The sequence below is a fragment of the Ruegeria sp. AM9 genome, from assembly GCF_056540565.1.
In genome coordinates this window covers 428,093-453,866 of sequence record NZ_JBQFWY010000001.1, presented here as the reverse complement: position 1 = coordinate 453,866, position 25,774 = coordinate 428,093, and the positions used below count along the sequence as shown (strand labels likewise).

Below are 25,774 nucleotides of genomic sequence, written 5' to 3'. Positions count from 1 at the left end.
TCTGTTGTCGGGTCAGCGCCTTGCCGGGGATGGGAGGCAGAGCCCTGGACCACCCCCCGACCGGTGGCTCCCCGGCACGTTCTTTCGATCTGCGATTGGCCGGATGTCCTCTTGTCGCATTGTCCGGCCAGGGTCGGGGTGAAAGGGTTGAGCCCGAGAGCCATCGGACCCGAAAGACATGCCGACCCCTGTTTTTGCAAACCTCAAGGACATGCAGGATGCCATTGTATTTGATAGGGAATGTGTCCTGTGCTCGGGGTTCTTTCACTTTATGCTGGCGCGGGACAAAGCGCAGCGCTTCAGGTTCGCAACGGCGCAATCGCCACTAGGCCAACGGCTATACCGCGAGCTTGGCCTGCCAACGCAGGATTTCGAAACCAATCTGGTCATCGTGAATGGCAGAGTGCATCAACGTCTGGATGCTTTTGCCGCCGCGATGAAGAACTTGCCGGGGGGCTGGCCGGTTCTGTCCCTGTGTCGGTTCCTGCCCGGATGGATCAAGGACCCGCTTTATCACTCGATTGCGCGCAACAGATACAAGATCTTCGGGCGCACGAAGACCTGTATGGTCCCGGACCCCGCGCTGCGTGCGCGGTTCCTGCCCGAGGGGTTCTGAGTGCATCCCGATCCCTTCCTGCAATCCCTGCCTGCCGGGGCTGACGTGCCCGCGGCCATACGGCGCCTGCACGAGGCGCCGGGCCGGTACGCTGGACGGTGCAGCATTGTTGGGGGCAGGGGGTGGCTGGTTGCGCTGGCCTTGCGTCTTGGGCGTTTTCCCCGCGATGCCGAAGACATTCCGGTGCAGATCAGAATCGAACGGGACGGGCATGAGTGGCGATGGACACGGGATTTTGACGGTCACATCACGCGGTCCCGTCTGACTTTTGATCACGGTGCTGCATGTGTTCGTGAACAAATGGGGTGGTTGTCCTTTTGGCTGGTGCCCGAAATCTCTGACGGTTGCCTGCTGATCCACATCCGACGTCTCAGCGTGTTGGGTCTGCGCTGTCCCGCCTTTTTGCTGCCGCGCTCTTCAACCGTGGAATGGCAGGACGAAACAGGGCATTTTTGTTTTGACGTGTCGGCTGATATGCCGGTGTTGGGACTGCTGATCCGGTATCGCGGCTGGCTGGCGCCGGTTCACGAACCGCAGCGTCCGGACTGAATTCATCGTGAAGCGGCTTTGTCTGATTTTAAAGTAAGCTAGGTCAATACCTACCTCGAAACAGGAAAGAGTATGATTATGAAAAAGGTCATGACTTACGCAGTATTTGCAGCGCTTGTACTGAGTACTCCGGCCTCGGCCTTCAACGGTCGCCTGGGGTACCAGACGGTTGCGCTAAGCAGCACGGAATTTGAAGTGATCCCCAGAGGGCGCACCGACGTGGACGGGTATTGGTGTGCCGCGGCTGATTTTGCGCGCAGAACCTTAGGGGCAGGCTGGCAGCAGCGTATCTATGTCAAACGCGGATACGGCCCCAGCGAGGCGACAGGCCGCAAAACGGCGGTGCAGTTCTCGCTCACTCCGCCCGGCGGGGCTTCGCAGCAAAGCAGTGGTATCTTCTCGGCAGGGTTCCAGCCGGGGTACAGCATGTCCGTTTCGGCTGCCAATGGCCGGTGCAACGTGCGCCCCTTCGATCGCTGATAGGGGGGCTGGCCGCCTGATGCAGACCGAGTTTACGATTTCGACGCGGGGTCCGGGCCTTTACGAATTTACCCCGGACGTGCATCGGTGGCTGAGTTCGGTTGGGGGTCATGGGTTGCTGACCCTGTTCGTGCGGCACACCTCTTGTTCTCTGGTCATTCAGGAAAACGCAGATCCCGAAGTGCAGACGGATCTACACGCCTTTTTCGACCGGCTTGTACCGCCGTCGGATCATCCGGCGATGGCGTATCTGCGCCACACTTATGAAGGCCCGGACGATATGCCTGCCCATATCAAAGCCGCGCTTTTGCCGGTGTCGCTGACGATCCCGGTTGCGTCCGGGCGACCGGTTTTGGGTACGTGGCAGGGGGTTTACCTGTTCGAACATCGCGCCGCGCCGCACCATCGAAAGGTTGCGGCGCATTTCGCGTAGATTCACGATATAGCGGTGATAAATTCCGACTACCCAAATCCTAGCGGCTACCCTATAGTTGTGGATAAGTAAGCGGCATTGCTTACAAAAAGAGGCCGAACAAGGGACGAGGAGACGGCGGATGCGCTGCCCGTTTTGCGGAAATATCGACACTCAGGTCAAAGATTCACGCCCGGCAGAGGATCATGTTGCGATCCGCCGACGCCGGTTTTGTCCCGCATGTGGGGGGCGGTTCACCACCTATGAACGCGTGCAGCTGCGCGATCTGGTGGTGATCAAAACCAATGGAAAACGCGAGGATTTCGACCGGGACAAGCTGGAACGCTCGATCCGGATTTCGATGCAGAAACGCCCGATTGAGCCGGATCGGATCGACCAGATGATCTCTGGCATCGTTCGGCGTCTGGAAAGCATGGGTGAGACCGACATCCCCTCCAGCAAGATCGGCGAGATCGTCATGGAAGCTCTGGCGCGGATCGACACCGTGGCTTATGTTCGCTTTGCAAGCGTATATAAGAATTTCCAGGCGGCCGATGATTTCGAGGAGTTTGTCCACGAACTGCGACCGCCGCAGCCTTCGACGGACGAGTGAGCGAAACTGATAAGCGATATATGGCGCTGGCCTTGTCATTGGGTCAGCGCGGTCAGGGCACGTGTTGGCCCAACCCGGCTGTGGGCTGCGTAATCGTGCGCGACGGTCGGATCGTGGGGCGCGGCTGGACACAACCCGGTGGCCGCCCGCATGGCGAAACTCAGGCGCTGGCACAGGCTGGTGAGGCTGCGCGCGGGGCGACCGCTTATATCTCGTTGGAGCCCTGTTCCCATCACGGCCAGACACCCCCTTGTGCCGAGGCGCTTATCAAGGCCGGAGTGTCGCGTGTCGTTTCGGCAATCGAAGACAGTGATCCGCGCGTGGCGGGGCAGGGCTTTGCCATGCTGCGCGAGGCCGGGGTCGAGGTCACCACCGGTGTTCTGGCCGAGCAGGCCGCGCGGGACCACGCTGGGTTCTTTCTGAAGACGGAACAGGGGCGGCCATTTGTGACGCTCAAACTGGCCAGCAGCTTCGACGGGCGCATCGCGACTTCGAGCGGTCACAGCCAGTGGATCACCGGGCCAAAGGCGCGACGGGCGGTCCACGCGATGCGTGCACGTCATGATGCAGTGATGGTTGGGGCCGGGACAGCGCGGGCGGATGACCCGTCGCTGACGGTCCGCGATCTGGGGATCGAGGCGCAGCCGGTACGGGTCGTCGTTTCACGCCACCTGGACATCCCGCTGATGGGGCACCTGGCCCGCACGGCGTCGCAGATACCGGTCTGGCTGTGTCATGGCCCGTCCCCGGATCCCGAGCGCGCCCGCGCCTGGCAAGGGTTGGGCGCACGTCTGATCCCCTGCGCCCTGCAGGAACATCATATCGATGCTGCCGACTTGTTGCAGCAACTGGGACAGGCAGGGCTGACGCGGGTGTTCTGCGAAGGTGGATCGGCGCTCGCCGCGTCCTTGTTGGCCGATGATCTTGTGGATGAACTGGTAGGCTTCAGCGCAGGTCTGACGATCGGGGCCGAGGGGCTGTCGGCCATCGGATCGCTCGGGTTGGAAACGCTGGACGCGGCGCCGCGGTTCGAGTTGATCGAAGCCCGCGCCATTGGGCCGGACGTTCTGCACCGTTGGGCGCGGTCGCTGCGCTAGCGGCGGCGCCACAGATGCGCCTGCGTGGCAAACGCGCCCTGTAGTTTAGATAACAGCCTTAAGGGCGGGCCGCCTTTACGCTCATACCCTTCGGTCAGGCGTTGCACTGCGACCTCGACGGGGCATGGTAGTCCGGTAACCGGGTCCAGATAGCGCGGATAGTCGATCAGGGCGGCATAAACCAACCCCAGCATTGACGGTCGCGCACCCCGCCGCACCGGAATTGTTCCCAGATCCTGCGTCAGGCCCCAGCCAGCATAGAAAGGCGCGCCAAGCGTGGTGACGCCCACCCCGCGCAACAGGGCCTCAAACCCTAGCAGAGAGGTCATGGTCCAGACCTCCTGTACCTGCAACAGCAAGGTGGCCGGATCGGTGTTGCTGGCGATCACGTCGGCAAGGCCTTCGTCTTCGATCTCTCCGTCGCGCAACCCGGCTTCGACATCGGGATGAGGCTTGTAGATCAGGATCGCATTCGGGTTCGCCTCGCGCGCTGCGCGCAGCAGGTCGGTATTGGTGCGCACCGTGGTGGTGCCCAACAGGATCGAGGCGTCGTCGTGAACCTGACCTGGCACCAGTATGCGGTGCCCCTCGGGCAGATCAGGGGCTTCGCCGCCGGTGTTGTATTTGCTGAGCTGGCCCGCAAGGATCTGCGCCACCAGACGTTCGGCTCGCATTTCCTGATCCGGACGCAGGGTCTCGCGCGTGGCGATCAGCTCTTCCAGCCTGCTGGGATGTGTCGGGTCGTAATAGATGCCCAGATCATCAGTTGCCAGCGACAGGGGCGGCACCAGACTGGCGCCCAACCCTCTAGACCGCAGAAAACCATCCTCGATCCTGATGGCGTCTTCGGCCCCACGAGAATGGCTGGCCCAGACCATATGCGGGCGGTCGGACGCCTCTGGCGGTTCAGACGTGAACCTGATCTTTTTCTCGCGCCCGAACATCTGTTGCAGGTGCTTGCGTTTCCACAGGCGCATTCCGGACGCGGTCCACCCCTTGTGATCCTGCCGCCACGCCCGCGTTTGTGCCTCGAGCGTGTCCAGAACGGTTTCCAGTTCGCACAGCCGGTCCCCGCACGGGTCATACCATGTGGGATAGAGGATCATCGTCGCCGCAAACAACTGTGGCCGGGTCAGATTGCGCTGGCGGCGTGGAAAGTGTTCTTCGTCCTGTGTCAGGCCCCAGCCAGCATAAAAAGGCTGGCCAAAGACACGCGGTTTGTGCCCGGCCATGATGGCCTCGAACCCGAATTGCGAGGACAGGGTGTAGACGCCCGTCGCACCCTCAAGCAAGGTCCAGGGACTGACGGGCGTGTCGATGATCGAGACCCTGTCGGACAGGTCCTGTTCCGAGAAATATCCGCCTCGGTGCCCGGCGACGGTTTCCGGATGCGTCTTGATCAGAATGCGGGCGCCGGGGTTTTCCTCTTGCGCCATGACCAGCATCTCGCGAAACCGCGCGTGGTTGCCCTTGCTGGCAATCACCGAGGCGTCGTCATGCGCCTGATCGACCACCAGAACATAGCCGGGGTCGGGTGGCGGCAGGATAGGGTCGACGGCTGAATACTTGCTCAGGTGCAGTTCGCGCACCCGTTTGATGCCATATCTGGCCCGGTTCAGCAGCGCGGTATCGTCCAGCGGATGGGTGGCCAGCAAAGTCTCAAGATCTGAGGGCCGCGCCGGGTCGAAATGCATGCCTGACCGGTCGAGCAGCAGGCCCAGCGGGGGTTCTCCAGCCCGCCCCGGATGCAGCGAACGCAAAAAAGCATCCTCGACCCGCAGGATTGGGGCATTGCGTCCGGTGGCGATGTTTTCGCCGCGATGGGCCGTCGGGCTGTTGCCCCAAACGCCGACGACATCGCCTTCGCTGGGAAGGCCAAGACGAATGTCATAACCAGAGAGGTTGAGGATGCGCCGGATGCGGCGCTGGGTCAGGAAGCCGCCGTTATAGACATACAGCCGGGTACGCTGAATCCCGGCTGTTGCGTCGGATTGCATCAGCCGCCCGTCAGTGTGGTGACATTTGCAAGCGGCGTCAGGCCACCCGCGATCAGAGAGATCGACTTGCTCCACTGTGCATATGGCGCTTCGGTGACGTAAATTGTGTCATCGTCCCGAATGACGAAATCGCGGGCAATGAACAACCCGTTGGGGGCGGTGAGGTTCAGCAGGTAGATCATGCGTTGGTCGCCCTGCAAGTCCTGACGGCCCATGACCGAGCGGGCGATGTCCTGCCGTTCCCTGCGCAGAATGAAGATACCGGTCGGGTCCGAGGACAGCGATTGCAGCCCGCCCACCTGCGCCAGAGCCTCAAGCGCGGAAAGGTCTTGCGTGTCGAATGCCACGCGGGATTGGCCGGTGGCACCCAGTGCGATGTAGGATCTGCTGTCCGCCTCGACCAGAATGCGATCACCGCCGCGCAGCGCGACGTCCAGCTTGGGGTTTTGGAACAGATCGTCATACCAGACGGTTCCGCGATCGTTGCCGCGGATCAGTGTCACAAGCGCGATGTCCGAACCAACGGCGACCCCTCCAGCTTGAGAAAGCATTCCAAGCAAGGTTCTGCTGGGTCGTTCGATCGGATAAACGCCGGGTGCACCGATTTCCCCAGACAGCGAAACAGTTGACCCGTTGCCTGCGGTGCGGCGCACTTCGACTTGTGGGTCGGGGGTCTGGTCCTGCAATTTGCTGGTGATCAACTGGCGCAGTTGCTCGGGCGTGTTGCCAGCGGCACGGATGCGTCCGGCATAAGGCACAAAGATGAAACCGTCGCTGTCCACCTGTACCTGCTCAAGCGCGGTGGCTGCGCTGAGTTCGCCTGACAGCAGGCCATCATCGACGTTTTCCCAGATCGTCAGGCCCAGAACGTCGCCGGCCCGCACCGTGTCGGCGGTCAGGTTCGGCGCGCTGCTGAAGGCGGCAGAAAACCCGTATTTTGGGACAGCTGACGTCGCGCGTGCAACCCGGTCGTCGACCTCGACCACAAAGGCATTGCCGCCATTCGCGGTCGAACCCGACAGAATTTCGGATTTGTTGGGACCCGCTTTGGGAAGCTGGCACGCGGCCAACAGGCCAATTACGGCCACAAGGGACATCCCCCGTATCCATCGGATTGGAAAGCGCTGCACTGCCGGTTATCCTCAGTCGTCTTTGTTTAGTCTTTTGTTTGGCGCAGGCTACCCGGTTCGCACGACAACTTCTAGCGCCAAGCGGTCGATTTCACTCAACCACGTTCAACTGTGGCGTCAGCGCCTCTTTGTGGGACAGGACCGATTGATAGGGGTCCTTGGCATCAAGCATCATGTCCGCCACGCCCCGCAGCAATTGCCGCCGACCTCGGTGCGAATAGAAGCCCCCGGGCAGTTGGCTGGTTTTCAGCAGGAACTGGCGATAGCTTTGATAGGCCGCTTGGTCCGGCGGCATGGGGTCGGTAAAAAACGCATCCAGCGGCTGGCGTGACACGAACTCGGGCTTGTCATAGACCGACCTGCCGAAAATGCGCAGAGGGATGCCGCGCCACAGAACCTGCTGACCCGCGGTTGAGTTGACCGTGACGGCTGAATTGGCTCCATTCAGAAGCTTTGCGAGCTTTCCGCCGGGCACATAGTGCACACGATCCGCGATACCATGCGCCTTTGCCAACTGACGCACGCGGCGGTGCAGGGGCTCGCGGTGATTTTCAAGCGGGTGTTCCTTGATCACCAGCCGGTGATGCGCCGGGGCGCCGTCAGCAAAGCCCTGAAAAACGTCCTTTAGAAAGTCCGACATGCAGGAATAATTCGAGTGCGCCTGAACCGAGCTGTCATGCCCCAGTTGCAACAGAACCAAGTGGTAGGGGTGACCGTTGCCCAGCACCCTTGCCGTTGCCCAGCGGCGTTGAATTCGATGAAACGGCATCAGGGCCAAGCGTTTGAAATACAGCCTGAATTCCTTTGAAACCGGCAAGTCTCGGTGCCGCCTAAAGTTACGGTAGCGCTGGTTCAGGAACAGCACGAACCAGTGATACAGCGCACCGTAGAAGATATGCTGCCGCATATCCCCCCAATGGGACGGCGGCGGTGGCACCTGCAAAGCGGATTGATCCAGTGCCTGCTGCATCTGCCCGACATTCAGCGACATCAGGCGCGAGTTGCCGTTCGAACCGAACCGCTCATACGTCACCCACCAAGGGCGCAAATAGCCTTCCTCGAAGACATGGACAGTGACGTCCTTGGCCTTTGCGACCTTCACGGCTTGGGCATGAACCGGACGTGTATCGCCATAGAGGACAATATCCGTGACACCCCGTTCGTCGATCAGGTCCGACAGCCGGTCCGGCCAGTGCTCGGGTGCGTCGCGAAAGGGGATGTAGGATGATTTGTCGAACCAGAAGACCTGATCGCCGGCATTGAAGCCAACGCGCCAGACCTCAGCCCCGGTGGATCGCAGCATCCTGCCAAGCCCGCTGAAGAACGGGCCATGCGGCCCCTGCAGAAACAGGAAGACACGGCGTTTCAGGTTTGTTTCGGGGGGTGACATCAATGCTGCTCTGGCCGTTTGTTGATGAAATTATGCCCGTTTCGGGTTTTCGCGGCAAGGTGGGGCTTGCCCGTAAGGCTGGTTGGGCTTACCTCGGCGGGGAACATTGGACCACGTCAGGAATAAGGGTTAGCGGAATGTTTACAGGGATCGTCACCGATGTGGGCACCGTCACCGAGCTGGATCAACAGGGCGATCTGCGGGCCCGGATCAAGACGGAGTATGACACGGCGGGTATCGATATCGGGGCCTCGATTGCCAGCGATGGGGTCTGCCTGACCGTCATTGCACTGGGCGATGACTGGTATGACGTTCAGATCAGCGCCGAGACGGTATCGAAAACCAATCTGGACAGCTGGCAGGTCGGCAAACGTGTAAACCTTGAACGCGCCCTGAAGGTTGGTGACGAACTTGGCGGGCATATCGTGTCGGGTCACGTGGACGGCGTGGCCGAAGTGGTCGCTGTTCAGGACGAAGGCGACAGCACGCGCGTTACCCTGCGCGCGCCCAAGGAACTGGCCCGGTTCATCGCGCCCAAGGGATCGGTTGCGCTGAACGGCACCTCTCTGACCGTCAACGATGTGGATGGCTGCGACTTCGGGATCAACTTTATCCCGCATACCAAAGAGGTCACGACCTGGGGTGATGTCTCGGTCGGCGACAAGGTGAACCTTGAGATTGACACGCTGGCCCGCTATGTCGCGCGTCTGGCCGAGATGTCCTGAAGCACCAGAGCAACGTCGCGTCCTGACCGGGCCTTGCCGTCTGCGGGCTGGCCTTTGGGCGCGTCGTGGTCTATCCACCCGTTCAAACATGCTCTGCGAAAGGCTGCCTCATGAGCTTTGAAACCCCCGGACCCGTCGAAGCGCAACTGCGCGCCGCGATCAGCCCGATCGAAGAGATCATCGAAGAGGCGCGCAAAGGCCGGATGTATATTCTGGTCGACCACGAAGATCGCGAGAATGAGGGCGATCTGGTGATTGCCGCGGAATTCGCCGATGCCGAGGCGATCAATTTCATGGCCACCCATGGGCGTGGGCTGATCTGTCTGCCGATGACCGCTGAGCGTGTGGAAACTTTGGGCCTGCCGATGATGGCGGTGAACAACTCGTCCCGCCACGAAACCGCGTTCACCGTGTCGATTGAGGCGCGTGAGGGCGTGTCGACCGGCATCTCTGCCGCCGACCGAGCCCTGACCGTCGCGACTGCGATCAACGAACAAAACACGATGGCCCATATCGCCACTCCCGGCCATATCTTCCCTCTGCGTGCCAAGCGGGGTGGGGTTCTGGTGCGCGCGGGACATACCGAGGCCGCCGTGGATATCTCGCGTCTGGCCGGGCTGAACCCCTCGGGCGTGATCTGTGAGATCATGAAACCCGACGGCACCATGGCGCGTCTGCCCGATCTGGTGGAATTCGCCAAAGAGCACGACATGAAGATCGGCACGATCAGCGACCTGATCACCTACCGCTCGCGCAACGACAATCTGGTGGTCGAAACCTCGCGCGAAACCGTGACGTCCGAATACGGCGGCGAGTGGGAGATGCGCCTGTTCACCGACCAGACCCACGGCATCGAGCACGTCGTCATGATCAAGGGCGATATTACGACGCCCGAGCCGGTCCTGACCCGCACCCACGCTCTGCATGAAGCGCCGGACATTCTGGGCCTTGGCCCTAAATCCTCGCGCGAATTGCCCCGCGCGATGGAAAAGATCGCCGAGGAAGGCCGCGGCGTTGTCTGCCTGTTCCGCCAGCCGCGCAACTCGCTTTATGCGGCTGAGGACGAAGGCCCCCGCACCATCAAGCAAACTGGCCTGGGCGCGCAGATCCTGTCCAAGATGGGTATTCAGGAACTGGTGCTGCTGACCGACTCGCCTGAAACCGTATATCTGGGGCTCGACGCGTTTGGACTGTCCATCGTCGGCACCCGCTCAATCCTCAAGGAAGACTGATCGTGGCTGAACAAGACAAACATGGCGTCCTGCCGACCCCGACATTCGATAAACCGGTGAAACTGCTGCTGGTGGTGGCCCCGTTCTATCGCACCATCGCCGATAACATGGTGGCCGGTGCCAAGGCCGAGATCGAGGCCGCTGGCGGCACCTGCGACGTGGTCGAGGTTCCCGGCGCGCTCGAAATCCCGACCGCCATCGCCATGGCCGACCGCCAGTGTAACTACGACGGTTATGTTGCGCTGGGCTGCGTGATCCGGGGTGAGACCACGCATTATGAAACCGTTTGCAACGACTCCAGCCGTGCCATTCAGCTGATGGGTCTGCAGGGACTGCTGATCGGCAACGGCATCCTGACCGTGGAAAATGACGATCAGGCCGAAGTCCGCGCAAATCCCGAAAAGATGAATAAAGGCGGCGGAGCAGCCGCTGCGGCCTTGCATCTGATCGCACTCAGCCGTAAGTGGGGCGCTTCGAAAAAGGGCGTCGGCTTCAAGCCCCCGTCCGAGTCCATCCTTGTGGCGGGCGACAGCAACGGACCCACGACAGCATGACCCAGACAGACGCGCCGAAACCGGCCAACCGGAAACGCCTGATGAAATCCGCCGCCCGGCTTTACGCCGTGCAGGCGCTGTTCCAGATGGAGCAGTCGGGCCAGACGACCGAACAGGTTGTGAACGAGTTTCTGGATCACCGGTTTGGCGCCGTCTATGAGGGCGAGGAAATGCTGGACGGCGATACCCGCGTCTTCCGCAAACTGGTTGAGGACGCTGTGAACTATCAGGCCCCGATTGACCAGATGACTGACCGTGCGTTGGTTGCCAAATGGCCCATCGCACGCATCGACCCGACCCTGCGCGCCACTTTCCGCGCGGCAGGGGCGGAACTGACCCAGAGCGACACGCCGCCCAAAGTGGTGATCACCGAATTCGTCGACGTGGCCCGCGCCTTCTTCCCCGAAGGCAAGGAACCGAAATTCGTCAACGCCGTTCTGGATCACATGGCGCGCGAGGCTCAGCCCGAGGCGTTCTGACGCCTTTACGCGGGACTTACATGCGCTAAACTGAATGTCATAGCGCAAGGAGAGTCGCCATGCCCAAACTGATCCGGCTGTATATCACTCAGGTTGCCTGGGGGTTCGTGATTTCGGCGGTGTTTGTCGGTGTTCTTCTGGCCCTGAATGTCGCCAACCTGCGCCATCTGATCACAAGCTCGGAAATGGGCCTGATCGCGCTTGGCATGATCTGGTTCATGAACGGGATCGTTTTTGCTGGTGTGCAATTTGCCTATGCGATCATGAGCATGGCCGAGAAACCGCAGGGTCCGCGCCGCGGCACGCCGGTGGCCGTCAAATTCCAGCCCGCGACGGTCAAGGTGGAAAATCGCTGATACAGGTTTCAGCGCAGCCGGGTTAAGGATCAGTTCGCGTTACCTGCCTTTTCACAGCGATCGCGTGCAAACCGCTTGAATGTCAGAACATGTTGCCATCTGATGTCGGTCAAACACGTCAACCGGCAGCAAAAGAGCATACACTGTGAGCACCAGTTCTTACGAAGAGGTCATCGCCTCTCGGGCCTTTCGCGAGGATCTTGAGAACCTTAACCTTGCCATTGCTGATGGGTTAAAGCGGGCAGGTGAATCTGTCGCTATCAATGGAAACGTTTGCTACGGTCACATGCAGCAAGATTTCCATCTGGGCGATCTGGTGCCCGGGATGGAACCCAAGCGGCGGGCTCTGCACCTGTTGGCGCAGGAGAGTTCCTGTTTTGTCGAGGTCGGCGTTGCCGGGGGGCATGCAGCCTTGCTGGCGCTGCACTCCAATCCTGCGCTCAAGTTCATCGGGATTGATCTTGGGCAGCGGTTAAGGGCGTCTTGGCCGCCGGTGGACATCTACGTTCCGATTGTCTTCAAGTGGCTGGAAGACAGGTTTCCTGGGCGTGTCAAACTATACATGTCAGATGCCATCGAAGGTTTACGTCAAGCCGCAGCAGAGCAGCCATTTGGTCCGATTGACCTGGTGCACCTGGATGCGCTGAAGAAAACCAGAATCGCAGAGGTCGAAGCCATTTGGCCAGGGCTGGCGAGGCGGTGCTACCTGTTGCAGGGCGACAATAAGAACGGCCATGTCCAGGCCAGTTCCGAGAAAATGATCACAGAGGGGCGGGCCCGCCGGGTTACCTCTTCGCGGTTTCAGGATATCCAGAGCGCCAACTACGATGTGTTGACGATCGGGGCGGATATTGCCACGGGCAATGCCAGTCTCGAAAGCCTGATGGGCCAACGGATATTGCTTTGCGTGTGCCATCAGGATGACGAGACATTGTTTTGCGGCTCGACCCTGTCACGCCTGAAGGGCAAGGCGGATGTAACGGTCGCCAGCTTCTTTCGACCCGCGCCCAACCGCCGTGATACCAACACGCGCGAGGCGGCCATGCAGCGTGTATGCGATGCGGTCGGGGCCCGGAGAGTTCAGTTTCCCTTTGCTGTCGAAAACGACCACAGGAGGTTGCGGCGCTTTATCAAGATGCCGTCGCAGCCGGCGGACAACCCTCCTGAAGTACTGCGCCCTTTGGGCCGCCACCCTCTGTTCGGGCTGCTGAGTGGATCGGCCTTCGCCCTGATGCAGCAGGTCAAGCCGTCAACAATTATCACCCACAACAACGTGGGAGAATACGGTCATATCGAACATGTCTTGCTGCATCATGCGGTCCTGCAGGCGGCACGACGGTATCAGGACGCAAGTGTTCTAAGCTTTGGCGTCGGGCTGGCCGGTGCCGACCTCGTTGTACCGTCCTGGCCCGAGCAGAAGAACCGGCTGTTCGACGAATACTTGCCGCAGTGGAAGGGGCGGAACCTGTATGATTTCGCCCTGTCGGACGAGGGGTTCGTCAAACAGGATCTTTCGGACGAGGATCAGCGGGGGGATGTGGCGGGACCACCAGTCAACCGTGCGGTGTGATTCCCGAGGACCTGTATGTACAGGTGGGCGCCAGGTAATCAGGCCAGGACCTGAACAGAGCCAGCCCCCTCGGAATTGCTTAAGGCCACCAGAATGCTACCAGTCACAAGAAGGGCAGAACCCGCCAAGCGCCTACCTAGGGGTTGCGGCGGGTTTGCACAAGGGGTCAGGCATCAACAGTTTCGTGCAAAGCGGTGCGCATCTGGCCAAAGTGTTCGTCCCAGCCCTTGTCCAGTGACAGGATCAGGCCAAAAGCATCAGCACCTTGCGGCAGGCCCTCGTGTTGCAGGGCCAGTCGGGTGCCCCCGGCGACCGGTTCCAGCGTCCATTTGACCACACTGACGGCGTCGCCCATGGGTTTGACGGTGAATGTGTACTCCAGATATTCCGGTGGGCGGGCGACGCGTACTTCGCCCCAGATCAGCAAATCGCCGCTGGTGGTCCCGAACATCTCGAGCTTTTGGCCCGCTGCCAGAGGACGTTCGGGTTTGTGAAACCACTCGGCCAGCCGGTCGGGGTCGGTCAGATAGGCCCAGACGATTTCCGGTTCGGCCCGCAGAAAGATTGTTTTTTGCAGAATGGCTTTAGTCATCTGTCTTTCCTTTCAATGGCTTCTTTCAGGTTGTTCAAGCGTTCGTCCCAGAACTGGTCGAAAAAGCTGAGCCAGTCCAGAACAGGGGCCATTCCCTTGGGTTCCAATCGATTTATCCGTTCTCGCCCGCGCGCTTCGACCGTGATCAACCCACCATCCGACAAAACGGTCAGGTGCTTTTTGACGGCTGCGCGGGTCATGTCGAACCGCTCGGTCAGCTGCGCGATGGTCATATCCTGCGCGGCCAGCAACTGCACGATGTCCCGGCGGGTCGGGTCGGCAAGTGCGCGAAATGCGGTTTGAGTTTGTGACTGCATGTGCTTCGCCTTAAGAAATACCTTTTGGTATCATATAATGTGAAACCAAAAGGTATCATGTCAAGCGCGAACTCACTCTTGATTTTTGTTCACGAATTGTTCAAATTTTTTTAAATGACACTTGATCTGCAACCCGGACAACGACTGGCGCGTGGCGTCGCCCGCCACCTGCTGACGCATGGCTTTGTTTCGGTTGAAGAATTCGTGCCGGCCCGGGGATTGCGCGTCGATGTCATGGGGCTGGGCCCCAAGGGTGAACTGTGGGTGGTCGAATGCAAATCCAGCCGTGCGGATTATCAGTCGGATTCCAAATGGCAGGGCTATCTTGAGTGGTGCGACCGGTTTTTCTGGGCTGTCGACACCGACTTTCCGACCGAGCTGCTGCCTGTGGAAACCGGCCTGATCATCGCTGACGCCTATGATGCCGAGATTGTGCGTATGGCGCCGGAAGACAAGCTTGCTCCGGCGCGGCGCAAGAAGATGGTTCAGAAATTTGCCTGTGACGCTGCTCGCAGGTTGCAGACACTGCGGGATCCCCGAATCTGAAGGATCAGCTTTTGACCGCCCGGGCGGCCTGCACGGCCGCGCGGATTTCGTCCGCGATTTCCTCGGCTTCTTCAGGATCGAAATCCATCGGGATCTCGATGCCATCTGCCTCGATGAACAGCCGTATCATACCCTGATCGGTGGGACCGATCTGCAGGTTGGCCTGAATGTCGCGTTCGGTGTTGATGCCCATGTTCGCCTCCGGGACTGAGCGTTCGTGCTAGCGCGCAAAGGGTTGAGAATCAAGCTGCCTTTGCGGTCAGATACGTCATGGAGAATGTCCGGATCAGATCTTTTCGCGCCACAGATGCGCCTTGGCTGATAGAGCAGCACCACAGGCTTTACACGCGGGATGAAGGGTTCGACGCCTCGTTTGGGGCTCTGGTTCGGCGCGTTCTGGACGATTTTACCGCCGATCACGATTCGACGCGCGAGCGGGGCTGGATTGCTGAGCGCACCGGACAAAGGCTGGGCAGTATCTTTTGCGTCGCGCTGGATGATCAAACCGCAAAACTGCGGCTTTTCCTGCTGCTGCCTGAAGTTCGGGGGCAGGGGTTGGGAAAGCGGATGTTGAACACCTGCACGGGCTTTGCACGCAGTGTCGGCTACACGGAAATGCGGCTGTGGACCCATGAAAGCCACAGGGCGGCCGGTGCGTTGTATAGGGCGAACGGGTGGCAGTTGTTGGACAGCAAACCGGTGCATTCCTTTGGGGTCGATCTTGTCGAACAAAGCTGGAAAATTCGGCTTTAATCCTCTTGCATTCCCCCGGTACGTTCGGTACATCGCCCCTCACGAGTGCCGCCTTAGCTCAGTTGGTTAGAGCGCTGGATTGTGGATCCAGAGGTCCCCTGTTCAAGCCAGGGAGGCGGTACCATCTCTCTCAAACAGCATCAGATACAACGCGAACAACGCGCATTTGTCAGCTGTTTCGTTTTTCGGATTTCGTAGGTCGAATGGACGACTGGCGCGCCTGTGATCAGCGCGCCAGGTTCAGCCTCAGCCTCATTTTGCTCCGCTTTGCTACGGGCAAGTGTCGGTTCAGCCGCTTGTTGACCATGCCAAACCCCCAAATGACCACCAAAGTCAGCAGGATGAAGTAGAAGGCCAGAATCGGGTAGGGGATGAACGGGTTGAACGTCTTGTCCGCGAAATAGCCCGCGTAATACAGCGCGTCTCCGCGCTGCTGCCAGACCGGGAAGGCCGAGAAGAAGACCAGCGTGGTGGCGTGGAACAGGAAGATCGCCTCGTTCGTGTATGCGGGCCATGCCAGCCGCAGCATGGTGGGCCAGATGATGCGACGGAACCGGGACCAGCCGGTCATGCCGTAGGCATCCGCAGCCTCGATATCGCCTTTCGGGATCGACCGCAGCGCGCCATAGAAGATCTCACCCGAATAGGCTGCGGTATTGAAGAACAGCACGATCAGCGCACCCAGCCAGGCGGAGGTGAGCGCGTCGAGGAACGGAAAGCTCTGCTTCAGCGACAGGAACAGGAAGTAGGCAAAGAAGAACTGGATGAACAGTGGCGAGCCCCGGAACAGAAAGATGAACCATTCCGACGGTTTGCGCAGCCATTTGTTCGTGGATGCCTTGCCCAATGCCAGCGCCGTGGCCAGAAAAAACCCGGTCATCAGTGCCATGACACCGAAATAGATGTTCCAGATCATCCCCGAGCCGATCAGCGTGAAATGCTCGCACAGGGTGAAATCGCTTCGGGGCAGAATACGCTCGCCAATACCGATCGAGCGCAGGCCGTAGTCTTGAATCGTTTGCAAGCAGCTCATGCGGTGGTCTCCTTGCGCAGCAGCTCTCCGCCCGAGGTCGCCTGACCGTGAGACAGGCGGCGCATCAGGCGTTCAAGGCCAATCTCTGATACGCGGGTCATGCCCAGGTAGAACACCAACAGGGCGAGGAAATACCACATGCGCCAGTCGCCATGCGGGTATTGGGTAAATTTCGGGTTCTTGTAGCCACCCAGTTCGCGCGCCCAATAAACGATGTCTTCGATGCCCAGCAGGAACAGCAGCGGCGTGGCCTTGATCAGTACCATCCACAGGTTCGACAGGCCGGGCAGGGCATAGACCCACATTTGCGGCACCAGGATGCGCCAGAAAGTCTGGCGGCGGGTCATACCGTAGGCCTCGGCCGTTTCCAGCTGGGCGTGCGGCACGGCGCGCATACCGCCGAACAGGACGTTGGCCGCGAAGGCGCCGAAAACGATAGAGAATGTGACAACAGCCAGAAAGAAACCGTAGGTTTCGTGCACCCATTCCGGCGCGCTGCCCAGCGGCAGCTTGGCGGCCTGACAGACGATAAAGTCATTGCCTTGCCGGATAGGATCAGTCCATTCCGGGCACAGGATTTTGTGACGGGTCCATTCGAACGCCTGATCCAGCGCGATCACGAAGAACATGAAGAAGGCGATGTCCGGCACGCCACGTACGATGGCGATATAGCCCTTGCCCAGCAGGCTGAGCGGTGGGAAATGCGACCGGGCCGCCATGGCTCCTAAAAAGCCAAAGCCCAATGCAACCGGAGCGGTGATTGCAAGCAGCAGCAGGACCTTGAAGAAGGACAGGTAGAACACCCAATGCACACCGTTGGTCAGATAGCAGGAAAACCAACGGAACGTGCCGAGCGTTTCGGGATCAGTACAGAACGAGAAAATGGCGGGCCTCTTTGACTGGCAAGGGCTCAGGAGGCGGCGCGCCCTAGGGGCAGGCACGCCGCAGAGTTTATCAGAAGGTCGAGGACACTTCCCACTTGGTGATCAGCTCGTTCAGGCTGCCGTCGTCCTTCATGGACTGGATGGCTGCGTTGAACTTTTCTTTCAGCTCACCGTCGGATTCACGGATACCCATGCCGACGCCACCGCCCAGCGGTACTTCGTCGCCAACAAAGAGCAGGCCCGAACCGTCTTCGGAGAAGGGTGCAAGGAAGGACTTGTCCGCCAGAACCGCATCCGCTTCGCCATTGCGCACGGCTGCGAGGGTTTCCTCGGGGTTTGCGAACTCGACCAAAGTCGCGCCGGAATCTGCGACATAGCCTGCCTGAATGGTGCCGGTCTGTGCCGCGATCACGCCACCGGCAAGATCAACGTCATCGGACATAGCCAGATAGGCCGACGGATCCGGCGGCGTGTAGTTCTGAGTGAAGTCGATGACTTCGTCACGCTCGTCGGTGATCGACATGCCTGCGATGATGGCGTCGTAGTTGCCCGATACTAGGTTCGGAATGATCGAGTCCCAGTCGTTCTTGACCCATTCGCAGTCCAGATTGGCGCGCTTGCACAGCTCATCGCCCAGTTCGCGCTCGAACCCGTCGATTTCGCCTGCGTCGTTGACGAAGTTCCACGGCGCATAGGCTCCTTCGGTGCCCAGACGGATGGTGTCCGCCATGGCCATGCCGGCGGTCAAAGCCAGAGCCGCAGTAGTCAGAATCAGTTTTTTCATTGGATACTCCCCTGTTTGTTTTCTGATCTGAAGTTAAGCCGCCTTTGTGGCGGATAGGAAGCCCCGAAGTCGCTCGGATTCGGGGGAGGTAAAGATATCTTCCGGCAGGCCCTCTTCTTCGATCAGGCCCTGATGCAGGAACACGACGTGGCTGGAGATATCAGCAGCCATTTTCATGTCGTGGGTCACGATGATCATGGTACGGCCTTCGGCAGCCAGATCCTTGATCACCTTGATGACTTCCTGCTCAAGCTCGGGGTCCAGCGCCGAGGTCGGTTCGTCGAACAGCAGCGCCTCGGGCTCCATGCACAGGCCGCGGGCGATGGCGGCGCGCTGTTGCTGACCACCGGAGAGCTGCGCCGGATAGACGTCACATTTGTCGCCGATGCCAACTTTTTCCAGGTATTTGCGGGCGCTGTCTTCAACCTCTTTCGGGTCGCGGCCCAGTACGGTGACGGGGGCCTCCATCACGTTTTGCAGAATGGTCATGTGGGACCAAAGGTTGAACTGCTGAAACACCATCGACAGATTGGTGCGGATACGCATTACCTGTTTCGGGTCGGCGGGGCGGCGGTGGTGTGCGTTGCCGGACCAGCGCACCGGCTCGCCCTTGAACAGAATCTCGCCCTGTTGGCTGTCTTCCAGTAGGTTGCAGCAACGCAGCAGGGTGGATTTGCCTGAACCGGACGACCCGATCAGCGAAACAACGTCCCCGCGTCTTGCTGTAATATCGACGCCCTTCAGCACTTCCAGATTGCCGAAACTTTTGTGGAGATTGGTGATTTCGATGACGGGAGTGGAATCTGTCACGGATGGCCCATGTGTTGTCGGTGTTGGTGCGGTACTAGGGCTTAAAAATCGGGGCAATGCAATGCGCAATTGACATCATCGGGGGCTGAAACGGCCAAATTGACCATAGGTATTGACCAAATCGGTCAGCAAGCAAGCCCGGTTGTCTAAACCTGAGATGGATTAGGGACCGACAGGTAGTCACCCGCCGGGATGTCGATCAGGCCGCGAAGGTGCAGCAATTCGCAATCCGGCTGTGTCAGATCGCCAATCGCGGCGCAAACGGCACGGGCGATTGCAGCGGCGTCCTGGTCCGTGGCGGTGATATAAGGCAGGGCGGGTGTCGGAAGTGTGGTGGCGACCTCGCGCAGTACTGCCCCAAGGCTGGTGTGTGCTTTGAGCAGCTCCCAAGTCAGCGCGTCCAGAGCCGCGAACTCTGCCTTACCTTCTGCGACTGCGTTTGCCGATTGCGTGTGGCCGCCGGTTGCGATGATGGCATTGGGCTGCTGGTCGTGCGCTTCAAGATGAACCATCGGTGCCGCCCAGCCCGATTGTGACAGCTTTTCGTTATAGGCAAAGGTGCCCTTCGCCAGCTGACCAAGATCGCGGGGGTCATCCCGACGGGAAACAAAAATGGATCGGTAATAGCCCGGCGGGCAGCCTGCCAACCCGTAGTCGGGCGTTCCGACCAGTTGCACTTTGCCATGCAGCTGGGTGCGATAGGGCATCCCGCAGGTTTGAGCAAATGTCAGTTCGGGATTCAGCCAGACATCCCAAACATCCGCATCGCGGGTCAGGTGATCGGGACCATAGCCAAGGTGGCCCCGAATCAATGTCCAGAACCGGTCATTCACCGGTTGCAGCGCGGGCATGTCATACATGCCCAGCATCGCAATCACGATTTGGCGGCCTTTTGGCGGGCCAGAGCGGAATCGACGTCGCTAACGCCCAGCAGGCTGACCACCAGCCGCAAAAGCGAATCCTCCTCGCCGGTGCGTTGCCCGTCGGCCAGCGCAACCGACCACATCGCCTGCACAACGGCGAGCCGGTCGTCATAGGCAATGGCTTCCTTGATCGCGCGGGTAAAGCGGACGGTGTCAGGCGCCTCGGCCTCAAGATCTTCGGCCCGGGCGCGCAGGGCGGCGGCCTCGAACGGGGACAGGCCATAGCGTTCGGCCGAAATCTTGTCGATTCGGGCCATTTCGGTATCGGCATAATCGTTGTCAGACCGCGCAATGCGCACCAGCAGGGCCGTCAGGGCAAGGCGGGCGTCGTCATCGGCAAGCGGGTCGGGGGCGGGCTGTGTCAGCCGGGCCAGAAAATCACTGAACATGTGTTAGATATAGAGAGGGTCTAACGCTCTTCCAAGCGCCTTTGCACCCGTTCGCGCGCGGTCTGGCTGTCGTTGAAACTCAGCCCCATGGCAATGCGCGCCTCTTCCACGATATTCATCTCGCCTTCGTCGGAATTGCCATCGGCCAGCACGACCTCCCACAAGGCGTCCAGCGCGGCCAGACGTTCGTGCAGATCGGTGGTTTCGCGGATCAGCTTGCCGAACGTGTCGGTTTCTGGTGCGGCGGCGTGCAGCCTCTCACAGGTGGCGCGGACCTTGGCGGCCTCGATCGCGTTATGCTGATACAGCCGGGCAAGAATACGGTCGATCAGGCTGATTTCCTCAAGCTTGTAATCCCGATCCGCCTGCGCCACGCGCACCATCAGCGCACCCAGCGCCAGTTCGGCGTCCGGGTCGGGCAGGTTGTCGTGTTGCGGTGGGCGAAAAGCCTGTAAGAACTTCTTCAACATGCCGCGAGGATATTCCATATTTTGTAGCCCGCCAAGCACCGACTACCCGCCATTGCTGCGAATGCCGGGCAGTTTTGTCAAAGCGGCAAAAACACGCTGAACGCGACACTTGGGCGAAGGGATCAACCGGCCTGAATGGCCTGTTTTGCCTGCTCCTGAAGCCATCCCAGCATCTGCCGATAGGGGACCGGACCATAGCTGATCCGTGCCACGCCCAACCCGGCCAGTGTGGCCGTGTCAGGGGTGCCGGGCAGGGCGATGATGTTGACCGGCAGGGCGGTCGATTCGCATAGACGAGCGATCATGGCTTCGTCTTTCAGGCCCGGCGCAAAGAACCCGCTGGCTCCGGCATCGGCATAGGCTTTGGCCCGGGCAATCGCCTCGTCCAGCATAGCGTCAGAGTGGGTTTCAGGCTTGGCTTTCAGAAAAATATCCGTGCGGGCGTTGATGAAGGCCGGGATACCGGCTGCATCGCAGCCTTCGCGCATGGCGCTAACCCGCGCTTCCTGCGTTTCAATATCATAGAGGTCGCTGGTGCCGACGATCTGATCTTCGAAGTTGAAGCCGACAACGCCGGTCTCCAGCGCGCGTTGGGCGTTGGCGGCGACGCCCAGTACATCCTCGGCATAGGCCCCTTCGAAATCCAGTGTCACCGGCAGGTCAACAGCGGCGACGATCCGGCGGGCGTTGTCCAGCGCGGTTTCCATCGGGATGTTCTGACCATCGCCGAACCCCTGCGCCATCGCAACCGGAGCACTACCGGTGGCAATCGCCTTGGCCCCCGCATCGCGCACGGCCCCGGCGCTGCCTGCGTCCCAGATGTTGTAAAGAATGACCGGTTCGCCCTTTTTGTGTAGGGCTGCGAATGCTTCCGCTTTGGTGGTCTGATTGGTCATGGCCGGCCTCCTGTCACTGGGTCGAGGACAGTTAACCGTGGAAAGGGCGGGCGCGTATAGGTTTTTTTGCGCCCGCCGTCACAATGCGGTGTCCGGTCCGCGATCAGACCAGACGCGAGCTTTCTTTCGCAGCACGCACAAAGTCGCGGAACAGCGGGTGCGGGTCAAACGGTTTGGATTTGAGTTCTGGGTGGTATTGCACACCAATGAACCACGGATGATCCGACCATTCGACGATTTCCGGCAGACGGCCGTCGGGCGACATGCCCGAGAAGTTCAGGCCGGCTTTCTCAAGCTTTTCGCGGTACTTGATGTCCACCTCATAGCGGTGACGGTGGCGTTCCTCGATCTGAGTTCCGCCGTAGACCTCAGCCACTTTCGAACCCTCGGCCAGAACCGCGTCATAGGCGCCCAGACGCATGGTGCCGCCCTTGTCATCGCCCACTTTGCGTTCAACCCGGTGGTTGCCCTGCACCCACTCTTTCAGGTGGTAAACCACCGGTTCAAAACGCTTTTTCCCGGCTTCGTGGTCGAATTCCTCGGACCCGGCCTCGGCAATGCCTGCTGCATTGCGGGCGGCTTCGATCACCGCCATCTGCATGCCCAGACAGATGCCCAGATAGGGCACCTTGTGCTCACGCGCGTATTGCGCTGCCTTGATCTTGCCTTCGGTGCCGCGCTCGCCGAACCCGCCGGGGACGAGGATGGCATGGAAGCCTTCCAGATAGGGAGCGGCGTCCTCGGTATCGAAGACCTCGGCATCGACCCATTCGATCTTGACCTTGACACGGTTGGCCATGCCGCCATGGGTCAGCGCCTCGGCAATCGACTTATAGGCGTCTTCCAGCTGGGTGTATTTGCCGACGATGGCGACCTTTACCTCGCCCTCGGCATTGTGGATGCGGTCGCTGACGTCTTCCCATTTGGCCAGATCGGGCTTCGGCGCAGGGCTGATCTGGAACGCGTCCAGAACCGCCTGATCCAGACCTTCGCGGTGATAGGCCAGCGGGGCGTCGTAAATGGTGCTCAGGTCTTGCGCGGCGATCACGCTATCGGGTCGCACGTTACAGAACAGGGCCAGCTTTTCACGCTCTTTCTTCGGGATCGGGCCTTCGGACCGGCAGACCAGAATATCCGGTGCCAGACCGATCGAGCGCAGCTCTTTCACCGAGTGCTGGGTCGGCTTGGTTTTCAGCTCACCGGACGCCTTGATGTAGGGCAGCAGCGTCAGGTGCATGAACAGGCACTGGCCGCGCGGTTTGTCCTGGCTGAACTGACGGATGGCTTCGAAGAAGGGCAGGCCCTCGATATCGCCCACGGTGCCGCCGATTTCACACAGCATGAAATCGACCTCATCCTCGCCAATGGCGATGAAATCCTTGATCTCGTTGGTGACGTGCGGGATCACCTGAATGGTCTTGCCGAGGTAGTCTCCGCGGCGTTCCTTCTCCAGCACATTGGAATAGATGCGCCCCGAGCTGACCGAGTCGGTCTTGCGCGCGGCAACACCGGTGAAACGCTCATAATGGCCAAGGTCCAGATCGGTCTCGGCACCGTCATCGGTGACGAACACTTCGCCATGTTCAAATGGTGACATCGTGCCCGGATCGACGTTCAGGTAGGGGTCAAGCTTACGCAGACGCACCGAATATCCCCGGGCCTGCAACAGCGCGCCCAGAGCCGCCGAAGCCAGTCCTTTACCCAAGGACGAAACCACACCACCAGTGATGAAAATAAAACGCGCCATGTTTTTCGGCTGCTCCCGTGAGACGTCAAAATCAGCTGCCCGACGGCTTGAAAAAACCGCAGCATCACGGGACTTCACGTATAAAGGATTCGCGCGCATAGCGCAAGAGAACCGCAAGATGCTGTTGCAGCTGTCTTTTAGATTTCTAAGTGTAGTGGATCAGTCGGCCTGCGGGATCAGCGGCGCGTTGTCACCCTGAGCCGGAGGCAGAAGATCATCGGTCGACGGAACGGCCGGAGTGCTTTCCTCGGTCGCGGCAGGGGCCGGAACGCCCAGACGGTCGATTACCGAGCTGCCCGAAGATTTCTGGGCGGCCAGAATGGTCAGCGTGATCGAGGTGACGATAAAACACGCCGCCAGAATCCAGGTCACCTTGCCCAGAGCCGTCGCTGCTGCGCGGCCGGTCATGGCGCCACCGCCACCACCGCCCATACCCAGGCCACCGCCTTCGGACCGCTGCATCAGGACAACGGCGATCAGGCCCAGAGCCAAGAGAAGATGGATGATGAGAACGACGTTTTCCATGGTGGTCCTGTACAGCGTGGCGTGTATCGCGTGGTACTTATGCAAGTTTGATCTCGGGGGCAAGGGAGGAGTTGCCATCAAGATCCCTGATATGCGGCATCACGGCAAAGAGACTGGACAGTTGGGCAAAAGGTGACGCAGGCTGCGTCCCATGCCGCATGATAATCCCGACCACCCGCACGCCTTGTTACCGCCCGATCCTGCGCTGCGGGTCAAGGCACTTGAAACGATTCTGACCCGCAAGGGGCTGATCGACCCGGCCGCTTTGGATGAGATCATTGATACCTATCAGAACAAAATCGGCCCGCAGAACGGTGCGCGTGTGGTTGCAAAGGCGTGGATCGATCCGGACTTCAAGGCCGCTCTACTCAAAGATGCCACGCCAGTTGTCGCTGATCTGGGTTATTATGGGCGCCAGGGCGAACACATGGTAGTGGTCGAGAATACGCCCGAACAGCACAATATGGTCGTGTGCACCTTGTGTAGCTGCTACCCATGGCCGCTGCTCGGTATTCCACCAGGTTGGTACAAATCCGACGCCTACCGCGCCAGGGCCGTGCGTGAGCCGCGCAAAGTGCTGGCAGACTTCGGGTTGAGCTTGCCTGAAACGACTTCGGTTCGTGTCTGGGATTCGACTGCTGAGGTGCGGTACCTTGTTCTCCCGATGCGCCCACAGGCGACGGGTGGCCTCAGCGAAGAGGATTTGGCCGCTCTGGTCACCCGCGATAGCATGATCGGCACCGGATTGCCAAAGGTGCCGACATGACCCGCGTACATGATATGGGCGGACGTTTCGGTGATGGACCTGTTTACCCCGAATCCGATGACGTTCCGATCTTTTCAGAAGATTGGCACGCTCGAGCGCTGGCAGTGACGGTGGCCGCGGACTCGTTGGGTCAGTGGAATATCGATGTAAAACGTCACGCGCGCGAACGATTGTCCCCCCAGGATTACACGCGGTTTTCATATTACGAGAAGTGGATTTCAGCTCTGGCCGATTTGTTGGTCGAAACCGGCGTGCTGACCGAAAAGGATTTGCGCGGCCAAGCGAGTAACGGCACGCACCCGCTGGCAAGCCGCGCATTGAAGGCTGAAGCCGTTGCTGGTGTATTGGCCAGCGGGGGGGCGGCAGATCGTCCGTCAGATATCCCCGCACAGTACAAGGTAGGGCAGACTGTACGTACCGTGCATCCGGCCGCCAATCGACTGGTTGACGGCGGCCACACGCGCCTGCCGATTTACGCATCCGGTGCTACGGGCAAGGTCATGCGACTGCATGGCACACATGTGCTGCCGGACTCCAACGCGCATGGGTTTGGCGAGGCTCCAGAGCCGCTCTATACGGTGGTTTTTCCTGCTTCGGAATTGTGGGCGGACCCGGAAAACCCCAAGGACGAGGTCGTTCTGGACCTCTGGCAAAGCTATCTGGTGCCAGCATGAGCGATTGCCCCGCCTATTCTGCGCCCGAACCGGTTTTTGCCGAACCCTGGCACGCTCAGGTGTTCGCGGTGACTGTGGCATTGAACGAGGCTGGGCGTTTCGATTGGGCGGACTGGGCCCTGCGGTTTTCGCAGACGCTGAAGCGCCACGGGCTGGATCGCGACCTCGATGGTGGCAACGATTATTTCCACGCGTGGCTGGAAACTCTCGAGCAGTTGCTGGACGAGCAAGGCTCGGCGGTCTCTGGCGAAGTCACCCAGTATAGGAATGCGTGGGAAAAGGCTTACCTGACAACGCCTCATGGTCAGCCAGTGCGTTTGGCCGTAAGCGAGTAGGGCGCGCTGCCCCCGCCGCCCGTTCCGGGCGACTCCCCCGGGATATTGGGAGCCGGATGAACAAGGAATCCGCGCTTCATCTGGCCCAAAATATCCCCGCCGGACGCATCGCGCGCAGCGTGGTTCTCAT

Annotated in this window: 33 protein-coding genes and 1 tRNA gene; 18 read left to right on the top strand and 16 right to left on the bottom strand. The window is 60.1% G+C overall.

The genetic code is table 11. The features are described 5' to 3' along the window. The first annotated feature begins 178 nt into the window (after positions 1-178). From ACR0DO_RS02275 to ribD, 6 genes are all read left to right on the top strand, one after another. A complete protein-coding gene (locus tag ACR0DO_RS02275) occupies positions 179-616 on the top strand; it encodes a thiol-disulfide oxidoreductase DCC family protein (RefSeq protein WP_480556437.1) in 438 nt (145 codons plus the stop codon). After that, positions 617-1,165 (top strand): DUF4166 domain-containing protein, encoded by a 549-nt coding sequence (locus ACR0DO_RS02270; RefSeq protein WP_480556436.1) that lies wholly within the window; start codon positions 617-619, stop codon positions 1,163-1,165. A gap of 90 nt (positions 1,166-1,255) precedes the next feature. Next, a complete protein-coding gene (locus tag ACR0DO_RS02265; RefSeq protein ID WP_480442588.1) occupies positions 1,256-1,645 on the top strand; it encodes a hypothetical protein in 390 nt (129 codons plus the stop codon). Positions 1,646-1,664: 19 nt separating this feature from the next. Then, on the top strand, positions 1,665-2,078 hold the full coding sequence (locus tag ACR0DO_RS02260; RefSeq protein ID WP_480556434.1) for a secondary thiamine-phosphate synthase enzyme YjbQ: 414 nt from the start codon (positions 1,665-1,667) through the stop codon (positions 2,076-2,078). 121 nt (positions 2,079-2,199) lie between these two features. Beyond that, a complete protein-coding gene (nrdR, locus tag ACR0DO_RS02255; protein ID WP_170324479.1) occupies positions 2,200-2,670 on the top strand; it encodes a transcriptional regulator NrdR in 471 nt (156 codons plus the stop codon). After that, positions 2,667-3,767: a bifunctional diaminohydroxyphosphoribosylaminopyrimidine deaminase/5-amino-6-(5-phosphoribosylamino)uracil reductase RibD gene (gene ribD, locus ACR0DO_RS02250; protein ID WP_480556432.1), complete on the top strand. Its 1,101-nt coding sequence runs from the start codon at positions 2,667-2,669 to the stop codon at positions 3,765-3,767. Before nrdR ends, ribD begins: the two co-directional genes overlap by 4 nt. On the opposite strand, the gene ACR0DO_RS02245 is transcribed toward ribD, so the two are convergent. The 3 genes from ACR0DO_RS02245 to ACR0DO_RS02235 form a co-directional block, all read right to left on the bottom strand. Further along, entirely contained in the window at positions 3,764-5,764 is a 2,001-nt protein-coding gene (locus tag ACR0DO_RS02245; protein WP_480556431.1) for a capsular polysaccharide biosynthesis protein, read from the bottom strand. The genes ribD and ACR0DO_RS02245 overlap by 4 nt on opposite strands. Continuing rightward, a complete protein-coding gene (locus tag ACR0DO_RS02240) occupies positions 5,764-6,861 on the bottom strand; it encodes a polysaccharide biosynthesis/export family protein (protein ID WP_480556429.1) in 1,098 nt (365 codons plus the stop codon). Before ACR0DO_RS02240 ends, ACR0DO_RS02245 begins: the two co-directional genes overlap by 1 nt. A gap of 124 nt (positions 6,862-6,985) precedes the next feature. Further along, entirely contained in the window at positions 6,986-8,284 is a 1,299-nt protein-coding gene (locus tag ACR0DO_RS02235; RefSeq protein WP_480556428.1) for a capsule biosynthesis protein, read from the bottom strand. A gap of 137 nt (positions 8,285-8,421) precedes the next feature. Here ACR0DO_RS02235 and ACR0DO_RS02230 point away from each other — a divergent pair, with 137 nt between their 5' ends. The 6 genes from ACR0DO_RS02230 to ACR0DO_RS02205 all read left to right on the top strand — a co-directional run bounded on the left by ACR0DO_RS02230 (position 8,422) and on the right by ACR0DO_RS02205 (position 13,200). Then, positions 8,422-9,009 carry a riboflavin synthase gene (locus ACR0DO_RS02230; RefSeq protein WP_480556427.1) on the top strand — a complete coding sequence of 196 codons (588 nt, stop codon included), beginning with the start codon at positions 8,422-8,424 and terminating at the stop codon, positions 9,007-9,009. 110 nt (positions 9,010-9,119) lie between these two features. Next, entirely contained in the window at positions 9,120-10,241 is a 1,122-nt protein-coding gene (ribB, locus tag ACR0DO_RS02225; protein ID WP_480556426.1) for a 3,4-dihydroxy-2-butanone-4-phosphate synthase, read from the top strand. Positions 10,242-10,243: 2 nt separating this feature from the next. Continuing rightward, a complete protein-coding gene (locus ACR0DO_RS02220; protein WP_480556424.1) occupies positions 10,244-10,795 on the top strand; it encodes a 6,7-dimethyl-8-ribityllumazine synthase in 552 nt (183 codons plus the stop codon). Further along, positions 10,792-11,274 (top strand): transcription antitermination factor NusB, encoded by a 483-nt coding sequence (nusB, locus tag ACR0DO_RS02215; RefSeq protein ID WP_480556423.1) that lies wholly within the window; start codon positions 10,792-10,794, stop codon positions 11,272-11,274. Before ACR0DO_RS02220 ends, nusB begins: the two co-directional genes overlap by 4 nt. A gap of 59 nt (positions 11,275-11,333) precedes the next feature. Then, positions 11,334-11,630, top strand: coding sequence for a hypothetical protein (locus ACR0DO_RS02210; RefSeq protein WP_170670936.1), 297 nt, complete (start codon positions 11,334-11,336; stop codon positions 11,628-11,630). A 145-nt stretch (positions 11,631-11,775) separates the two neighbouring features. After that, the gene (locus tag ACR0DO_RS02205) at positions 11,776-13,200 is read left to right on the top strand and encodes a PIG-L family deacetylase (protein WP_480556422.1); all 1,425 of its coding nucleotides are present in this window, start codon (positions 11,776-11,778) and stop codon (positions 13,198-13,200) included. 166 nt (positions 13,201-13,366) lie between these two features. On the opposite strand, the gene ACR0DO_RS02200 is transcribed toward ACR0DO_RS02205, so the two are convergent. Together ACR0DO_RS02200 and ACR0DO_RS02195 are read right to left on the bottom strand one after the other, a co-directional pair. After that, the gene (locus ACR0DO_RS02200; RefSeq protein WP_480556420.1) at positions 13,367-13,792 is read right to left on the bottom strand and encodes an SRPBCC family protein; all 426 of its coding nucleotides are present in this window, start codon (positions 13,790-13,792) and stop codon (positions 13,367-13,369) included. Continuing rightward, positions 13,789-14,109 carry an ArsR/SmtB family transcription factor gene (locus ACR0DO_RS02195; protein WP_480556419.1) on the bottom strand — a complete coding sequence of 107 codons (321 nt, stop codon included), beginning with the start codon at positions 14,107-14,109 and terminating at the stop codon, positions 13,789-13,791. Before ACR0DO_RS02195 ends, ACR0DO_RS02200 begins: the two co-directional genes overlap by 4 nt. A 114-nt stretch (positions 14,110-14,223) precedes the next feature. Between ACR0DO_RS02195 and ACR0DO_RS02190 the strand changes: the two genes are divergently transcribed. After that, a complete protein-coding gene (locus tag ACR0DO_RS02190) occupies positions 14,224-14,655 on the top strand; it encodes an MmcB family DNA repair protein (RefSeq protein WP_480556418.1) in 432 nt (143 codons plus the stop codon). A gap of 4 nt (positions 14,656-14,659) precedes the next feature. Here ACR0DO_RS02190 and ACR0DO_RS02185 read toward each other — a convergent pair whose 3' ends face one another. After that, complete coding sequence (locus tag ACR0DO_RS02185) at positions 14,660-14,848, bottom strand: DUF6324 family protein (RefSeq protein ID WP_170670945.1); 189 nt, start codon at positions 14,846-14,848, stop codon at positions 14,660-14,662. Between the two features lie 77 nt (positions 14,849-14,925). On the opposite strand from ACR0DO_RS02185, the gene ACR0DO_RS02180 reads away from it, so the two are divergent. Together ACR0DO_RS02180 and ACR0DO_RS02175 are read left to right on the top strand one after the other, a co-directional pair. After that, positions 14,926-15,408 carry a GNAT family N-acetyltransferase gene (locus ACR0DO_RS02180; protein WP_480556417.1) on the top strand — a complete coding sequence of 161 codons (483 nt, stop codon included), beginning with the start codon at positions 14,926-14,928 and terminating at the stop codon, positions 15,406-15,408. Between the two features lie 47 nt (positions 15,409-15,455). Then, positions 15,456-15,532, top strand: a tRNA-His gene (locus tag ACR0DO_RS02175). A 102-nt stretch (positions 15,533-15,634) separates the two neighbouring features. On the opposite strand, the gene ACR0DO_RS02170 is transcribed toward ACR0DO_RS02175, so the two are convergent. The 10 genes from ACR0DO_RS02170 to secG all read right to left on the bottom strand — a co-directional run bounded on the left by ACR0DO_RS02170 (position 15,635) and on the right by secG (position 23,869). Next, positions 15,635-16,441: an ABC transporter permease subunit gene (locus ACR0DO_RS02170; protein ID WP_170441666.1), complete on the bottom strand. Its 807-nt coding sequence runs from the start codon at positions 16,439-16,441 to the stop codon at positions 15,635-15,637. Beyond that, entirely contained in the window at positions 16,438-17,325 is an 888-nt protein-coding gene (locus tag ACR0DO_RS02165) for an ABC transporter permease (protein ID WP_170442937.1), read from the bottom strand. The genes ACR0DO_RS02170 and ACR0DO_RS02165 overlap by 4 nt, the downstream gene beginning before the upstream one ends. 70 nt (positions 17,326-17,395) lie before the next feature. Next, the gene (locus tag ACR0DO_RS02160; RefSeq protein WP_170670951.1) at positions 17,396-18,109 is read right to left on the bottom strand and encodes a transporter substrate-binding domain-containing protein; all 714 of its coding nucleotides are present in this window, start codon (positions 18,107-18,109) and stop codon (positions 17,396-17,398) included. A gap of 33 nt (positions 18,110-18,142) precedes the next feature. After that, positions 18,143-18,919, bottom strand: a complete 777-nt coding sequence (locus ACR0DO_RS02155; protein ID WP_170441672.1) for an ATP-binding cassette domain-containing protein — start codon at positions 18,917-18,919, stop codon at positions 18,143-18,145. A gap of 146 nt (positions 18,920-19,065) precedes the next feature. After that, the gene (locus tag ACR0DO_RS02150) at positions 19,066-19,788 is read right to left on the bottom strand and encodes a phosphate/phosphite/phosphonate ABC transporter substrate-binding protein (protein ID WP_480556416.1); all 723 of its coding nucleotides are present in this window, start codon (positions 19,786-19,788) and stop codon (positions 19,066-19,068) included. 5 nt (positions 19,789-19,793) lie between these two features. Continuing rightward, a complete protein-coding gene (locus tag ACR0DO_RS02145) occupies positions 19,794-20,231 on the bottom strand; it encodes a tellurite resistance TerB family protein (RefSeq protein WP_170441677.1) in 438 nt (145 codons plus the stop codon). 20 nt (positions 20,232-20,251) lie between these two features. Further along, positions 20,252-20,701, bottom strand: a complete 450-nt coding sequence (locus ACR0DO_RS02140; protein ID WP_170442938.1) for a tellurite resistance TerB family protein — start codon at positions 20,699-20,701, stop codon at positions 20,252-20,254. A 122-nt stretch (positions 20,702-20,823) separates the two neighbouring features. Then, positions 20,824-21,597, bottom strand: coding sequence for an isocitrate lyase/PEP mutase family protein (locus ACR0DO_RS02135; RefSeq protein WP_480556413.1), 774 nt, complete (start codon positions 21,595-21,597; stop codon positions 20,824-20,826). Between the two features lie 103 nt (positions 21,598-21,700). Further along, positions 21,701-23,344, bottom strand: coding sequence for a CTP synthase (locus tag ACR0DO_RS02130; protein WP_480556411.1), 1,644 nt, complete (start codon positions 23,342-23,344; stop codon positions 21,701-21,703). Between the two features lie 159 nt (positions 23,345-23,503). After that, positions 23,504-23,869 (bottom strand): preprotein translocase subunit SecG, encoded by a 366-nt coding sequence (gene secG, locus ACR0DO_RS02125; RefSeq protein ID WP_170325501.1) that lies wholly within the window; start codon positions 23,867-23,869, stop codon positions 23,504-23,506. Positions 23,870-24,020: 151 nt separating this feature from the next. Between secG and nthA the strand changes: the two genes are divergently transcribed. The 3 genes from nthA to ACR0DO_RS02110 are packed head-to-tail and all read left to right on the top strand — an operon-like array spanning position 24,021 to position 25,644. Beyond that, complete coding sequence (nthA, locus tag ACR0DO_RS02120) at positions 24,021-24,635, top strand: nitrile hydratase subunit alpha (RefSeq protein ID WP_480556410.1); 615 nt, start codon at positions 24,021-24,023, stop codon at positions 24,633-24,635. Beyond that, positions 24,632-25,309 (top strand): nitrile hydratase subunit beta, encoded by a 678-nt coding sequence (gene nthB / locus ACR0DO_RS02115; protein WP_480556409.1) that lies wholly within the window; start codon positions 24,632-24,634, stop codon positions 25,307-25,309. The genes nthA and nthB overlap by 4 nt, the downstream gene beginning before the upstream one ends. After that, the gene (locus tag ACR0DO_RS02110; RefSeq protein ID WP_480556407.1) at positions 25,306-25,644 is read left to right on the top strand and encodes a nitrile hydratase accessory protein; all 339 of its coding nucleotides are present in this window, start codon (positions 25,306-25,308) and stop codon (positions 25,642-25,644) included. Before nthB ends, ACR0DO_RS02110 begins: the two co-directional genes overlap by 4 nt. Positions 25,645-25,774 lie beyond the last annotated feature (130 nt).

What these genes read in the sequence shown, in the direction of transcription:
- ACR0DO_RS02275 (WP_480556437.1), top strand. Translation starts at nt 179, where the DNA reads ATGCCGACCCCTGTTTTTGCAAACCTCAAGGACATGCAGGATGCCATT.
- ACR0DO_RS02265 (WP_480442588.1), top strand. Translation starts at nt 1,256, where the DNA reads ATGACTTACGCAGTATTTGCAGCGCTTGTACTGAGTACTCCGGCCTCG.
- ACR0DO_RS02260 (WP_480556434.1), top strand. Translation starts at nt 1,665, where the DNA reads ATGCAGACCGAGTTTACGATTTCGACGCGGGGTCCGGGCCTTTACGAA.
- nrdR (WP_170324479.1), top strand. Translation starts at nt 2,200, where the DNA reads ATGCGCTGCCCGTTTTGCGGAAATATCGACACTCAGGTCAAAGATTCA.
- ACR0DO_RS02245 (WP_480556431.1), bottom strand. Translation starts at nt 5,764, where the DNA reads ATGCAATCCGACGCAACAGCCGGGATTCAGCGTACCCGGCTGTATGTC.
- ACR0DO_RS02240 (WP_480556429.1), bottom strand. Translation starts at nt 6,861, where the DNA reads ATGTCCCTTGTGGCCGTAATTGGCCTGTTGGCCGCGTGCCAGCTTCCC.
- ACR0DO_RS02235 (WP_480556428.1), bottom strand. Translation starts at nt 8,284, where the DNA reads ATGTCACCCCCCGAAACAAACCTGAAACGCCGTGTCTTCCTGTTTCTG.
- ACR0DO_RS02230 (WP_480556427.1), top strand. Translation starts at nt 8,422, where the DNA reads ATGTTTACAGGGATCGTCACCGATGTGGGCACCGTCACCGAGCTGGAT.
- ribB (WP_480556426.1), top strand. Translation starts at nt 9,120, where the DNA reads ATGAGCTTTGAAACCCCCGGACCCGTCGAAGCGCAACTGCGCGCCGCG.
- nusB (WP_480556423.1), top strand. Translation starts at nt 10,792, where the DNA reads ATGACCCAGACAGACGCGCCGAAACCGGCCAACCGGAAACGCCTGATG.
- ACR0DO_RS02210 (WP_170670936.1), top strand. Translation starts at nt 11,334, where the DNA reads ATGCCCAAACTGATCCGGCTGTATATCACTCAGGTTGCCTGGGGGTTC.
- ACR0DO_RS02200 (WP_480556420.1), bottom strand. Translation starts at nt 13,792, where the DNA reads ATGACTAAAGCCATTCTGCAAAAAACAATCTTTCTGCGGGCCGAACCG.
- ACR0DO_RS02195 (WP_480556419.1), bottom strand. Translation starts at nt 14,109, where the DNA reads ATGCAGTCACAAACTCAAACCGCATTTCGCGCACTTGCCGACCCGACC.
- ACR0DO_RS02190 (WP_480556418.1), top strand. Translation starts at nt 14,224, where the DNA reads ATGACACTTGATCTGCAACCCGGACAACGACTGGCGCGTGGCGTCGCC.
- ACR0DO_RS02185 (WP_170670945.1), bottom strand. Translation starts at nt 14,848, where the DNA reads ATGGGCATCAACACCGAACGCGACATTCAGGCCAACCTGCAGATCGGT.
- ACR0DO_RS02180 (WP_480556417.1), top strand. Translation starts at nt 14,926, where the DNA reads ATGGAGAATGTCCGGATCAGATCTTTTCGCGCCACAGATGCGCCTTGG.
- ACR0DO_RS02170 (WP_170441666.1), bottom strand. Translation starts at nt 16,441, where the DNA reads ATGAGCTGCTTGCAAACGATTCAAGACTACGGCCTGCGCTCGATCGGT.
- ACR0DO_RS02160 (WP_170670951.1), bottom strand. Translation starts at nt 18,109, where the DNA reads ATGAAAAAACTGATTCTGACTACTGCGGCTCTGGCTTTGACCGCCGGC.
- ACR0DO_RS02150 (WP_480556416.1), bottom strand. Translation starts at nt 19,788, where the DNA reads ATGCTGGGCATGTATGACATGCCCGCGCTGCAACCGGTGAATGACCGG.
- ACR0DO_RS02145 (WP_170441677.1), bottom strand. Translation starts at nt 20,231, where the DNA reads ATGTTCAGTGATTTTCTGGCCCGGCTGACACAGCCCGCCCCCGACCCG.
- ACR0DO_RS02140 (WP_170442938.1), bottom strand. Translation starts at nt 20,701, where the DNA reads ATGTTGAAGAAGTTCTTACAGGCTTTTCGCCCACCGCAACACGACAAC.
- ACR0DO_RS02135 (WP_480556413.1), bottom strand. Translation starts at nt 21,597, where the DNA reads ATGACCAATCAGACCACCAAAGCGGAAGCATTCGCAGCCCTACACAAA.
- ACR0DO_RS02130 (WP_480556411.1), bottom strand. Translation starts at nt 23,344, where the DNA reads ATGGCGCGTTTTATTTTCATCACTGGTGGTGTGGTTTCGTCCTTGGGT.
- secG (WP_170325501.1), bottom strand. Translation starts at nt 23,869, where the DNA reads ATGGAAAACGTCGTTCTCATCATCCATCTTCTCTTGGCTCTGGGCCTG.
- nthA (WP_480556410.1), top strand. Translation starts at nt 24,021, where the DNA reads ATGCCGCATGATAATCCCGACCACCCGCACGCCTTGTTACCGCCCGAT.
- nthB (WP_480556409.1), top strand. Translation starts at nt 24,632, where the DNA reads ATGACCCGCGTACATGATATGGGCGGACGTTTCGGTGATGGACCTGTT.
- ACR0DO_RS02110 (WP_480556407.1), top strand. Translation starts at nt 25,306, where the DNA reads ATGAGCGATTGCCCCGCCTATTCTGCGCCCGAACCGGTTTTTGCCGAA.